The organism is Kaistia sp. SLG-1 (genome assembly GCF_059699055.1).
Genome location: NZ_AP048544.1, coordinates 436,688 through 449,340, shown reverse-complemented (window position 1 = coordinate 449,340; position 12,653 = coordinate 436,688). Strand labels below are relative to the sequence as shown.

The window sequence follows — 12,653 nt, the reverse complement described above, 5'->3', positions numbered from 1 at the left end:
TCCCCCGTTTCCGGCCCTGACGCGCCGCGCCTTGATGAGGGGTGCGGCCGCAGGCGCGATGGTGCCGCTGCTCGGCCCGGGCCATGCCGCCTTCGCCGCCGAGGAGACCGGCGCCGCCACGCCACGGCACGGGCTCTCAGTGTTCGGAGAGCTCAAATACGGTCCGGATTTCAAGCACTTCGCCTATCTGAACCCGGAAGCGCCGAAGGGCGGCAGCTTCGTCTTCTCGGCGCCGAGCTGGTACTACAACCAGAACGCCTACACCTTCAACACGCTGAACGGCTTCACCTTCAGGGGCGATGCGCCGCCCCGGATCGAGCTCTGCTTCGACACGCTGATGGTAGCGGCAGCCGACGAACCCGATTCGGTCTACGGTCTCGTGGCCGAAAGCATCGCCGTCTCGGAGGACGGAAACCGCCATGTCTTCCGGCTGCGGCCGGAAGCCAGGTTCAACGACGGCACGCCGCTTACCGCCGACGACGTCGTGTTCTCGTTCGAGACGCTGAAGGCGAAGGGCCATCCCAACATCGCGCAAACGATCCGCGAGATGGTTTCCGTCACCGCCGACGATCCGCACACCGTCACGGTGGTGTTTTCCGGCAAGCAGAACCGCAAGGTTCCGATCCTCGTCGCGTCGTCGCTGCCGATATTCTCCAGAGCCGACTGGGCCGGACGGGATTTCGAGGCCTCGACGATGACGCCGCCGCTCGGCTCCGGCCCCTACCGGGTCGGCAAGATCAGCCCCGGTCGCTCGATCGAGTATGAGCGCGTCGCGGACTATTGGGCGAAGGATCTGCCCGTCGTCGTCGGCAGCGCCAATTTCGACCGCATCCGCCTCGAATTCTACCAGGACGACGAAGTCCAGTTTCAGGCCTTCGCGAAGGGCGAGCTCACCTTCCGCGAGGAGCCGTCGTCGAAGACCTGGGCGACGGGATACGACTTCCCCGCCGCGCGCGACGGCCGCGTGAAAAAGCCCTCCTTCCCGGCCGAACGCCGGCCCGACATGTATGGCTTTTTCTTCAACCTTCGCCGCGCAAAGTTCGCCGATCCGCGCACGCGGCAGGCGATCGGCATGGCATTCGATTTTCCCTGGACCAACAAGAACCTGTTCTTCGGGCTCTATGTGCGCGCGACCTCGTTCTTCCAGTTCTCCGATTTCGCCGCGAGCGGCCTTCCCTCCCCCGACGAGCTGGCGCTTCTCGAACCGTTCCGGGCCCAGCTGCCGGCCGAGGCGTTCGGCGAGGCGGTGATGCCGCCGGTGGCCGACGGCAGCCGGCGCGACCGCAACCTGCTGCGCCAGGCGACGACGTTGCTCGCCGAGGCGGGATGGCAGCGCCAGGGCAACGGCCTGGTCAACGCCGCCGGCGAACGCCTGACGCTCGAATTCTTGATCCAGTCGCAGGCATTCGAGCGCGTGCTCTCGCCGCTGATCGAGAATCTGAAGGCGATCGGTGTCGACGCCTCGCTGCGGATGGTCGACGCCGCCCAGTATCAGAGCCGCCAGAACGCCTTCGACTACGACATCATGGCCTCGCGGATCATGTTTGACGCGACGCCGATTGACGGCATCGAACAAATCTTTGGCTCGATCAGCGCCGATGTGCCGAGCGGCTCCAACCTTTCCGGCCTCAAGCACCCCGTCGTGGATGCGCTGGTTTCGCGGGCGGCCTCGGTCCAGAGTCGGGCCGAGCTGACGACGCTGATGCGCGGGCTCGACCGCGTGCTGCGATCGTTGCATATCTGGTTTCCGGCCTGGCTCTCCGAGGCGCATCGCGTCGCCATATGGGATAAGTTCGCCTGGCCGGAGACGAAGCCCGACTATGGTTTTTCGCCGGAAATGACGTGGTGGCAGGATCCCGAGCGGGCCGCCGCCATCGGCAAGGCTGGTTAAGGGAAGGCTGATTAAGGAACGAGATGGCAGCCTATATTTTCCGACGCCTCCTGCTGATGATCCCGACGATTTTCGGCATCATGGCCATCAGCTTCATCATCGTGCAGTTCGCTCCCGGCGGCCCGGTCGAACGCGTCATCGCCCAGTTGCAGGGCAATGACGTCTCGGCGACCAGCCGGATCGGCGGCGGGGGCGGCGCCGATGCCGGCATGGGCGGCACCGACCGAACGCTGGGCAGTGCGCCCGTCTCGTCGAAATATCGTGGCGCGCAGGGGCTCGATCCCGAATTCATCGCCAAGCTCGAAAAGCAGTTCGGCTTCGACAAGCCGCCGCTGGAGCGCTTCGGACTGATGATCTGGAACTATCTCCGCTTCGATTTCGGCCAGAGCTATTTCCGCGATATCGGCGTGCTCGACCTGATCAAGGAGAAGATGCCGGTCTCGATCTCGCTCGGGCTCTGGATGACGTTGATCTCCTACGGCATTTCGATCCCGCTCGGCGTCGCCAAGGCGGTGCGCGACGGCGCCCGCTTCGACATCTGGACGTCGGCGGTGATCGTCGTCGGCTATGCGATCCCCGGCTTCCTGTTCGCCATCCTGCTCGTCGTGCTGTTCGCCGGCGGCAGCTTCTTCGACTGGTTCCCGTTGCGAGGACTGACCTCGGACAATTTCTCCAGCCTGTCGCTCGGCGGCAAGATCGTCGACTATTTCTGGCACATCGCCCTGCCGATCACGGCCATGTCGCTCTCGGCCTTCGCGACGACGACGCTTCTCACCAAGAACTCGTTCCTCGACGAGATCCGCAAGCAATATGTCGTGACGGCCCGGGCCAAGGGCCTTTCGGAACGAAAGGTGCTCTACGGCCACGTGTTCCGCAACGCGATGCTGATCGTCATCGCCGGCTTCCCCGGCGCGTTCATCTCGGCCTTCTTCGCCGGGTCGCTGCTGATCGAGACGATCTTCTCGCTCGACGGGCTCGGCCTGCTCGGCTTCGAATCGGTGATCAACCGCGACTATCCGGTGGTGTTCGCGACGCTGTTCATCTTCTCGCTGATGGGGCTCGTCATCGGCCTGCTCTCCGACCTCACCTACACCTGGATCGATCCGCGCATCGATTTCGAACGGCGGGATGTCTGACGTGACCGATGTCTCTGTGCAAGCCCGCGAAATCGAGCCGACCCGCCTGTCGCTCTCGCCGCTCAACCTCCGCCGCTGGCGCAATTTCAAGGCCCACCGCCGGGGCTACTGGTCGCTCTGGATCTTCCTGGCGCTGTTCGCCCTGACGCTCGGCTCCAATTTCATCGCCAATGACCGGCCGCTCATCGCCTCCTACAAAGGCGAGCTGCTGCTGCCGGTCTTTGCCGACTATCCGGAGGAGAAGTTCGGCGGCTTCCTGGCGACGACCAATTTCCGCGATCCCTTCATCCAGGAGGAGATCAACGCCAATGGCTGGATGATCTGGCCGGCGATCCGCTACTCCTTCGACACCGTCAACAACGAGATGGCGACGCCGGCGCCGGCGCCGCCGTGGTGGCTGATCCCGAAGGAAGACCGTTGCCGCGCCTATCCGCTCGGCGACGCCGATCCGAACTGCACGCTCGGCAATTTCAACTGGATGGGCACCGACGACCAGGGCCGCGACGTCGTCGCGCGCCTGCTCTACGGCGTCCGCCTCTCGGTGCTGTTCGGCCTGGTGCTGACGATCGTCTCCTCGGCGATCGGCATCCTCGCCGGTGCCGTGCAGGGCTATTTCGGCGGCTGGCTCGACCTGATCTTCCAGCGCTTCATCGATATCTGGACGTCGCTGCCCGAGCTCTACATCCTGCTGATCATGGCCTCGATCCTGGTGCCGAGCTTCTGGGTGCTGCTCGGCATCCTGCTGCTCTTCTCCTGGGTAAGGCTGGTCGGGCTGGTGCGGGCCGAATTCCTGCGAGCCCGAAACTTCGAATATGTCCGCGCCGCGCGCGCGCTCGGCGTTAGGAACCGCACCATCATCGTCCGCCACGTGCTGCCCAACGCCATGGTGGCGACGCTGACCTTCCTGCCCTTCATCCTGAACGGCTCGATCACGACGCTGACCTCGCTCGACTTCCTCGGCTTCGGCCTGCCGCCCGGCTCGCCGTCGCTGGGCGAATTGCTGGCGCAGGGCAAGAACAACCTCCAGGCGCCGTGGCTCGGCCTGACCGGCTTCGTCGTCATCTCGGTGATTTTGAGCCTGCTCGTCTTCATCGGCGAGGCCGTGCGCGACGCCTTCGACCCCAGAAAGACGTTCGGCTGAGATGATGGACAAGACCCAGACCATGACCGCCGATCCGTCCGCGAAGCCGCTGCTTTCCGTAGAGGACCTCTCGGTCCACTTCCTGCAGGGCGAGAACCGCACCGTCGCCGTCGACGGCATCTCCTTCACCGTCGGGCGCGGCGAGACCGTCGCGCTCGTCGGCGAATCCGGCTCCGGCAAGTCGGTGACGGCGCTCTCGATCCTGAAGCTCCTGCCCTACCCGTCCGCAGAGCATCCGACCGGCAAGATCCTGCTGGAAGGCAAGGACCTGCTGACGGTCAGCGACCGTGAGCTGCGCAAGGTGCGCGGCAACGACGTCACGATGATCTTCCAGGAACCGATGAGCTCGCTCAATCCGCTGCACACGATCGAGCAGCAGATCGGCGAGATCCTGACGATCCATCGCGGCCTGTCGGGCAAGGCGGCGCGGCAGCGCATTCTCGAGCTGCTCGCCGAGGTCGGCATCCGCGACGCGGAGAAGCGCCTCAACGCCTATCCGCACCAGCTTTCCGGCGGCCAGCGCCAGCGCGTCATGATCGCCATGGCGCTCGCCAACGAGCCGGACCTGCTGATCGCCGACGAGCCGACGACGGCGCTCGACGTCACCGTGCAGGCGCAGATCCTGAAGCTGCTCAAGGAGATCCAGACCCGCACCGGCATGGCGCTGCTCTTCATCACCCACGACCTCGGCATCGTGCGCAAGATCGCCGACCGGGTCTGCGTGATGACCAAGGGCAAGATCGTCGAGCAGGGGCCGACGAAGGCAATCTTCGACCACCCCCAGCACCACTATACAAAGCACCTGCTGGCGGCTGAGCCGAAGGGCGCGCCGCCGCCGGCCGACGACACGGCGCCGGTCGTCGTCGCGACGGAGGACCTCAAGGTCTGGTTCCCGATCAAGCGCGGCGTGTTCCGCCGCACGGTCGACAACGTCAAGGCCGTCGACGGCATCGACATGTCGGTCCGGCGCGGCCAGACGCTCGGCGTCGTCGGCGAATCCGGCTCCGGCAAGACGACGCTCGGCCTCGCCATCATGCGGCTGATCAGCTCGAAGGGCGCGATCGACTTCCGCGGCGAACGCATCGACGGCCGCGGCTTCCAGGCGATGCGGCCGCTGCGCCGGCACATGCAGATCGTCTTTCAGGATCCGTTCGGCTCGCTCAGCCCGCGCATGTCGGTCGGCGAGATCATCGCCGAGGGCCTGCGCGTGCACGAGCCGCAGCTTTCCTTCCGCGAGCGCGAACGAAAGGTGGCGCAGGGGCTGGAAGAAGTCGGGCTCGATCCTGCGACGCGCCACCGCTATCCGCACGAATTCTCCGGCGGCCAGCGCCAGCGCATCGCGATCGCCCGCGCCATGGTGCTGGAGCCGGAATTCGTCATGCTCGACGAACCGACCTCGGCGCTCGACATGTCGGTGCAGGCGCAGGTCGTCGACCTCCTGCGCGACCTGCAGAAGCGGCACGGCCTCGCCTATCTGTTCATCAGCCATGACCTGAAGGTCGTGCGCGCGCTCGCCAACGAGGTGATCGTCATGCGCGGCGGCAAGGTGGTCGAGCGCGGCACGTCGGAACAGATCTTCACGGCGCCGGAAACCGACTATACCCGCGCCCTCATCGCAGCCGCCTTCTCGATCGAGACGGCCCCGGAAGGCATCGTTTCGCAATGACCGAGAAGAAGGTTCTGCCCGGCGTCCTGATCGCCTCCGGCAACTGGGCGCCGGGGCCGTGGGCCGTTCCCTTCGCCGGCGAGCCGGAGCGGCCGCTGGCGATCTGGCCGGACGTGCCGGACCGCGCGGCGATCCACTATGTCCTCGCCTGGCGGCCGCCGGCCGAGGCCTTCGCCGACCTGCCGAACCTGAAGGCGGTGTTCTCGCTCGGCGCCGGCGTCGACCATGTCGTCGGCAACGAAGCCCTGCCCGACGTGCCGATCGTCCGCGTCGTCGATCCGGACCTGACCACCCGCATGACCGAATGGGTGACGCTGCAGGTGCTGCTGCACCACCGCCAGCACCTTGCCTATGCCCGCCAGCAGGCGGCAGGCAAATGGCGCGAGCTGCGCCAGCCGGTGGCGCACGATGTGCGGGTTGGCATCATGGGGCTCGGCGAGCTCGGCCGCGACGCGGCGGAAGTGCTCGCCCGCCTCGGCTTCCAGGTCGCCGGATGGAGCCGTTCACCGAAGCAGGTTCCAGGGATCGAGACCTTCCATGGCGAGGACGGCCTCACCGCCTTCCTCGGCCGCACCGACATCCTCGTCGCCCTGGTGCCGCTGACGCCGGATACGCGCGGCATCCTCAACGCCTCGGTGTTCAATCGCCTCGCCAAGGGCGGAGCGCTCGGTGGCCCCATGCTGATCAATGCCGGCCGCGGCGGGCTGCAGGTCGAAGCGGACATTCTGGCGGCGCTCGATGACGGTCGCCTGATCGGTGCCAGCCTCGACGTGTTCGAGCCGGAGCCGCTTGGCTCCGACAGCCCGTTCTGGAGTCATCCCCGCGTGATCGTGACGCCGCATGTCGCGGCTTCGAGCGAGGCGAGCGTGCTCGCCGACGGCATCCACCGGCAGATTCTCGCCTTCGAGGCCGGGCAGCCCCTGCCCAATCTGGTCGACGTCGCGCGCGGCTATTGAGCGCCGAACGTCAGGACGGCCGGACTCTCGGAAAGATCCGCCGATGCGGCGCGCACCTTGGCCTGTTCGGCGGCTTCGCGCGCTTCGGCGGACGCAACGCTGAGCAAATAGGCAAGGTCGTGGAACTCGTTGCGCTTGGCGAGCTCGCTCAGCTGCTCCGTCATTTCCTCGATATACCGGGCTGTTCTCTGCATTTCCCGTATCCCATCCGTCGTGCTGGATCGCCGCCGACCGAGGCGAGCGTCCCTATGGACGCGTGACATTCGGCTAGCATTACGAGACTAGGGAAAATGTACGAAGCGGACATACCCCAAATGGAGTATGGCCCTGCGTCAGCGGAGGACAGACCACAGCCAACCGGTCAGGGCCGGCGAACCGCCGTGACATCAAGGCCCGACCGGTCGTAGCGGGCGAGCACCTCGGCGAGCGGTTCCGAGACCACCGCCATCTGGAAACCGCTCGCATGCAGCAGCGTCGCCGGGTCGCGCAGGATGCCGACATGGCCCTTCCAGTAGATCAGGTCGCCGCGCCGCAAGGCGCCGCCCAGCCCGCCTTCCACCAGGGAGCCGATCGCGCCCTGCTGCTGGTCGGTATCGCGCGGGACCGCAATTCCGGCCGCCGCCAGCGAAAGCTGCACCAGCCCCGAGCAGTCGATGCCGAAGGCCGACCGGCCGCCCCAGAGATAGGGCGTTTCCAGAAACCGCTCGGCGACCGCGACGAAATCGGCCTGGGGCGGCCGGTCCAGCGCCTCGACATGGCGGGCGATGACGGCGCCGCTACCGTCGGCGTGCCGGAAATAGGGCGTTCCCCGCGTCTCCGCCGTCTCGCCGAGCGCCAGGCGACTGCCGATCGAGAGCGTTGCCACCGGCGGCAGCTTCATGTCGGCGGCCGGATACACAAAGGTGCGAAGCGCCGTCACCCGGTGCGTCGGCTCGGGATCGAGCGGACCGATCGCGTCGGCGGCGACGAAGCCGACATAGCCGTCCGTCTCGAGCTGGACCCAGGACCAGCCTTCGTCCGTCGTCTCGAAGACGCGGACCGTCTCGCCACGCAGCGCCTCGCTGTCGATGGGCGCGTCCGGCCGCGGGGCGCGGCGAATGGCGGTCCGGGGCTCCGTCACGCGCCGGCTGGTCCCGGTGACGAAGCGGGCCGCCTGCACCTGTCCCTCGAGCCTGGCATCGGCGAGATCGGCGCGAAACGCGTTGAGGCGAGGGTCCAGCGTCACAGCGGCAATTCCTTGTGGCGGGCGATGACGACGTCGCCCAGACGCTCGACGGCGAGCGCGCCGGCGACGGTCCTTTGGATCACGACATTGCGGCGATCCCTGGCATCGCGATGCCGGCTGACCAGGCCGAGCCGGCCCATCGTGTCGAGCGCGCGCGTGATCGCCGGCTTGGTGACGCCGAGCTTGGCGGCAAGGCCGCGCACCGTGTGCGGCGGCATTTCGAGATAGACGGTCAGGAGGACGGCCATCTGCCGCGCCGACAGATCGTGCCCGCCGTCGCGAACCAGGTCCAGCGTCACGTCATGCCAGAGGCGCAGCGCTTGAAACGGCCTGAGTTCGACGGGCATGAACATTCCCCTATCCGCAATCGTTTCGGACCCGTTCTATTTAAGCCGGGTCCGACGCTGTCGACAAGGGTTGTCCTGGGCTCAGGATGCTACCCCGGACCCGAACCGCTCCTGGATCAGGGCGAACAGCGCGCGGATGGTCTGCGCCTCGCCGCCCTCCGGCCGCCCGGGCTTGCCGGATGGGTTCCAGGCATAGATATCGCCATGGATCCACGGGATCGTCTTGGGCACGAAACGATCGAGGAACAGCGCCGCCGTGATCGAGCCGGCGAAGCCGCCCGTGCCGGCATTGTTGATGTCGGCGATCTTGGAATCGATCATCGCCTCATAGGGCGCCCAGAGCGGCAGCCGCCACAGCGGATCGGAATACGCCTCGGCATGACGGGCAAGATCGGCGGCAAGCGCTTCGTCATGTGTGAACACGGCCGGGATCTCCGGACCGAGGGCGACGCGGGCGGCGCCCGTCAGCGTCGCGAGATCGACCAGCAGGGCCGGATTCTCTTCCGCCGCCAGCGCCAGCGCGTCGGCGAGGATCAGCCGCCCCTCGGCGTCGGTATTGCCGATCTCCACCGTCACGCCGGCGCGCGAGCGCAGCACGTCGCCGGGGCGGAAGGCGGGGCCGGAAATCGCATTCTCGACGGTCGGCACCAGCAGGCGAAGCCGGACCGGCAGCTTGGCGTCCATGATCATGTGCGCGAGGCCCATGGTGTTGGCGGCGCCGCCCATGTCCTTCTTCATCAGGAGCATGCTGCTCGACGGCTTGATGTCGAGGCCGCCGGTATCGAAGGTGACGCCCTTGCCGACCAGCGTCACCTTGGGATGCTCGGGATTGCCCCAGACGAGATCGACGAGACGCGGCGCGCGGTCGACGTCGGCGGCGCGGCCGACCGCATGGATCATCGGCAGGCTGGCGGAGAGGAGGTCGCGGCCGACGATCTCGCTGACGGAGGCGCCGAAGCGCGCGCCGAGCGCATGCACCGCCTCGGACAGTTCCGCCGGGCCGAGGTCGCTCGCCGGCGTGTTGACGAGATCGCGCACCAGCGTGATGGCGCGGGCCATGCTGCGGGCCCGGCCGGCATCGACGCCGGCGGGAACGACGAGGCGGGGCACCGGCGCCGGGTTGGTCTTGTAGCGCTCGAAGCGGTAATTGCCGAGCGCCCAGCCGAGCGCACCGAGCGCGGGATCCGGCAGGTCGGTGACGAAATGATAGTCGCCCTGCGGCAGGATGTTCGGGAGCTTGCCGGTGATCAGCGGCGCGCGACGGCGGCCATCCGCCCGGCCGAGACCGAACAGGACCCGGCCGATGACGCCCTTGGCGTCGGCGATGATGGTGACGGCGCCGGCCGCCGCGTCGAAGCCGGTCGAACGCGCCCAGGCCGCCTCGACCTCGCCGATCGACGCAAGCAGCGCCTCCAGCCCGTCCGGCTCGACGGCATGGATCGGGATCGCAACGTCGGAACTGTCGATCAGGCTGTCGGTCACGGCACGGGTCCTTGGCGCTCGATTCGAAATGGGCGGCGATCATGGCCCCGCGCCACGGCGGGATCAATCGGCCTCGGCGTCGCCGCGCGGAAGACGAAGCGGCGCGACAGGGGTGATCTCCTGCCGCGAATTTTGCGCTAAGCTGGCCTGGGGCCGCAGCCAAACCGCCCAATCACAAGGACATCATGCCGCCTGCCGCCGAAATATTGCTGGGAGACGCCACCGGATCGCAGCGCGACACGATCGTCCTGGACGGCTCGACCCTCCGCCTGTCGACGCTTTCCCTGATCGGGCGCGGACTGCTGCATGTCGTGCCATGCGAAGTTCGCCTCGTCGAAGTGCAGAACGCCTATGAGGCGGTGCGCGGGGCGGTCGAAGGCGGGCGTCCGCTCTATGGCGTGACGACCGGCGTCGGCGCGATCAAGGATCGTGCGGTCGCCCTGACCAGTTCGACCGACCGCACCGATCTCGTCCGCGCCCATCATTTCGGCGTCGGCGAGCCGCTGGCGCCCGAAATCGTCCGCGCCGGTATCGCCATCCGCGTCAACACCGCGCTCTCCGGCATGGTCGGCTGCAGTCCCGATCTCGTCCGCGCCTATGTCGCGGCGCTCGATGCCGACATCGTCCCCGTCGTGCGCCGCCTCGGCTCGATCGGCGCCGCCGACATCGGGCTGATGAGCCAGGTGGCGACGGCGCTCGCCGGCGAGGGCCAGGTGTTCCATCGCGGCGTCCTGAAACCGGCCGAAATGGCGCTGCGCGAGGCAGGCCTCACGCCGCATGTGTTCCGGCTGAAGGATGCGCTTTCCGCCGTCAGCACCAACGCGCTGACGGTCGCGAGCGCCGGGGCGACCCTGATCGAGGCGGCCCAGACGGTGCGCGTCGCCATGGCCACCGGATCGAGCGCGGCGGCGGCGCTGCGGGCGTCGCCCGAGCCCTGGCGGGTCGCCATGCGGATCGGCTCGCCGCGCGAGGCGGCCGCCGGGGCGGTGCTCACCGCCGTCGCCGATGCCTTTCCCTGGTCGCCGGCAACGCATCTGCACGATCCGCTCAGCTTGCGGATGATGGCGCAGATCTTCGGCGCCTCGGCCGGCGTCGTCGCCTTCGCGGCCGCCGCCGTCGAGGCGGCGACGGCACGGCCGGACGACAATCCCGTCGTCATCGACGGCATCCCGATGACCTCGGGCGGGTCGCTGCCGCTCGAGCTGGCGCTGACCCTGCAATCGGTGGGTCCCGGCCTCGCCCATCTCGCCCGCAACATCCTGAACCGCATCGTGCTGATCGCCAATGGCGGGCGCGGCGTGCTGCCGACCAACCTGGTCTCCGAGGAGACCGACGCAACCGGCTTCGGTCCGCTGGTGAAGCTCGCCGGCGATCTCGCCAGCCGCGTCATGGCGGAACTGGCGCCGGTTTCGGCGATGCCGCTCCTGATCGCCGGCGGCATGGAGGACGAGGCGATGTTCGCGCCGCTGATCGTCGAGCGGCTCAACCGCCAGATCACGGCGCTCCGGATGATGGTGGCGATCGAGGCGCTGCTGGCGGCCCAGGGCCTCGACATGCAGGGCCTGCAACCGGCCGGGCTGGTGGCGATCGTGCATGAATCCGTCCGGGCCGAAGTTGCCTTCCTCGACAAGGATCGCGCGCTTTCGCTCGACATCGAAACGATCGAGCGCAACCTTTTTCAGCCGGCGCTCTTGGAAACAGTCAGGAATTTCTACGAGTCCATCACAACGGATGAGCTCATTTTCTCGCATTGACCCGCACGTCACCCTAAGAACTATCGATACGGAACGGATCAACCGACAACCCTAGGAACCCCGCCATGAAAGCCTTGAAGACCCTCGTGGCCGCCGCCGCGATCCTCGCCTCCATCGGCACGGCGCAGGCGGCCGATGTCGTCGTGTCCTCCAAGATCGACACGGAGGGGACGTTGCTCGGCAACGTCATCGCGCTCGTGCTCGAGGCGAACGGTATCTCGGTCGACGACCGCATCTCGCTCGGCGGCACGCCGGTGGTGCGCAAGGCGATCACCGCCGGCGAGATCGACATCTATCCCGAATATACCGGCAACGCCGCCTTCTTCTTCAACAAGGCCGACGACCCGGTCTGGAAGGACGCCGCCAAGGGCTACGAGACGGCGAAGACGCTGGACTACGACGCCAACAAGATCGTCTGGCTCTCGCCCTCTCCCGCCAACAACACCTGGGCGATCGGCCTGCGCGGCGAGGTGGCGGAAGCCAACAGCCTGAAATCGCTATCGGATTTCGGCAAGTGGGTCGCCGGCGGCGGCAAGGTGAAGCTGGCCGGCTCGTCCGAATTCGTCAATTCGGCGGCCGCCCTTCCCGCCTTCCAGACCGCCTATGGCTTCACGCTCAAGCCCGAGCAGCTGCTCGTGCTTTCCGGCGGCGACACCTCGGCGACGATCAAGGCGGCGGCCGAGCAGACTGACGGCGTCAACGCCGCCATGGTCTACGGCACCGACGGCGCGATCCAGGCCGCCGGCCTCGTCGTACTTCAGGACGACAAGGCGGTGCAGCCGGTCTATGCGCCGGCGCCGATCGTGCGCGAGGACGTGCTGAAGAAGTTCCCGAAGATCCAGGAAGTCCTGACGCCTGTGTTCGCCGCGCTCGACCTCAAGACGCTGCAGGAACTGAACGGCCGCATCCAGGTCGGCGGCGAGCCGGCCAAGGAAGTCGCCAAGAGCTGGCTGACCGAGAAGGGCCTGCTGAAGTAGTCCGGCGGCACGACCCGGCCGAGCTTCACGTGAAACCGGACGACGGCGAAACCGTCGCCGTCCGGGGGTTAACAGGCC

The 12,653-nt window shown here is 67.3% G+C and carries 11 protein-coding genes; 7 read left to right on the top strand and 4 right to left on the bottom strand.

The genetic code is table 11. The features are described from left to right. Positions 1-34: 34 nt before the first annotated feature. From AC6HZP_RS02040 to AC6HZP_RS02020, 5 genes are read left to right on the top strand one after another with little or no spacing between them, the layout of a single operon-like run. Positions 35-1,891 carry an extracellular solute-binding protein gene (locus tag AC6HZP_RS02040; protein ID WP_497525189.1) on the top strand — a complete coding sequence of 619 codons (1,857 nt, stop codon included), beginning with the start codon at positions 35-37 and terminating at the stop codon, positions 1,889-1,891. A 23-nt stretch (positions 1,892-1,914) separates the two neighbouring features. After that, positions 1,915-3,027 (top strand): microcin C ABC transporter permease YejB, encoded by a 1,113-nt coding sequence (locus AC6HZP_RS02035; RefSeq protein ID WP_201401872.1) that lies wholly within the window; start codon positions 1,915-1,917, stop codon positions 3,025-3,027. After that, on the top strand, positions 3,020-4,168 hold the full coding sequence (locus AC6HZP_RS02030) for an ABC transporter permease (protein WP_497525188.1): 1,149 nt from the start codon (positions 3,020-3,022) through the stop codon (positions 4,166-4,168). Before AC6HZP_RS02035 ends, AC6HZP_RS02030 begins: the two co-directional genes overlap by 8 nt. Before the next feature lies 1 nt (position 4,169). Further along, the gene (locus tag AC6HZP_RS02025; RefSeq protein WP_497525187.1) at positions 4,170-5,834 is read left to right on the top strand and encodes an ABC transporter ATP-binding protein; all 1,665 of its coding nucleotides are present in this window, start codon (positions 4,170-4,172) and stop codon (positions 5,832-5,834) included. Continuing rightward, positions 5,831-6,790, top strand: a complete 960-nt coding sequence (locus AC6HZP_RS02020) for a 2-hydroxyacid dehydrogenase (RefSeq protein ID WP_497525186.1) — start codon at positions 5,831-5,833, stop codon at positions 6,788-6,790. The genes AC6HZP_RS02025 and AC6HZP_RS02020 overlap by 4 nt, the downstream gene beginning before the upstream one ends. Here the strand turns inward: AC6HZP_RS02020 and AC6HZP_RS02015 are convergent. From AC6HZP_RS02015 to AC6HZP_RS02000, 4 genes are all read right to left on the bottom strand, one after another. Beyond that, on the bottom strand, positions 6,784-6,954 hold the full coding sequence (locus AC6HZP_RS02015) for a hypothetical protein (protein WP_497525185.1): 171 nt from the start codon (positions 6,952-6,954) through the stop codon (positions 6,784-6,786). The genes AC6HZP_RS02020 and AC6HZP_RS02015 overlap by 7 nt on opposite strands. A gap of 197 nt (positions 6,955-7,151) precedes the next feature. Further along, a complete protein-coding gene (locus tag AC6HZP_RS02010; RefSeq protein ID WP_497525184.1) occupies positions 7,152-8,015 on the bottom strand; it encodes a C40 family peptidase in 864 nt (287 codons plus the stop codon). After that, on the bottom strand, positions 8,012-8,362 hold the full coding sequence (locus AC6HZP_RS02005; protein ID WP_201404652.1) for a MarR family winged helix-turn-helix transcriptional regulator: 351 nt from the start codon (positions 8,360-8,362) through the stop codon (positions 8,012-8,014). The genes AC6HZP_RS02010 and AC6HZP_RS02005 overlap by 4 nt, the downstream gene beginning before the upstream one ends. An 81-nt stretch (positions 8,363-8,443) precedes the next feature. Beyond that, positions 8,444-9,844, bottom strand: a complete 1,401-nt coding sequence (locus tag AC6HZP_RS02000) for a leucyl aminopeptidase family protein (RefSeq protein WP_497525183.1) — start codon at positions 9,842-9,844, stop codon at positions 8,444-8,446. Positions 9,845-10,029: 185 nt separating this feature from the next. On the opposite strand from AC6HZP_RS02000, the gene AC6HZP_RS01995 reads away from it, so the two are divergent. Together AC6HZP_RS01995 and osmF are read left to right on the top strand one after the other, a co-directional pair. Then, positions 10,030-11,598 carry an aromatic amino acid lyase gene (locus AC6HZP_RS01995; RefSeq protein ID WP_497525182.1) on the top strand — a complete coding sequence of 523 codons (1,569 nt, stop codon included), beginning with the start codon at positions 10,030-10,032 and terminating at the stop codon, positions 11,596-11,598. A gap of 65 nt (positions 11,599-11,663) precedes the next feature. Next, a complete protein-coding gene (gene osmF / locus AC6HZP_RS01990; RefSeq protein WP_201401865.1) occupies positions 11,664-12,575 on the top strand; it encodes a glycine betaine ABC transporter substrate-binding protein OsmF in 912 nt (303 codons plus the stop codon). Positions 12,576-12,653: the final 78 nt, after the last annotated feature.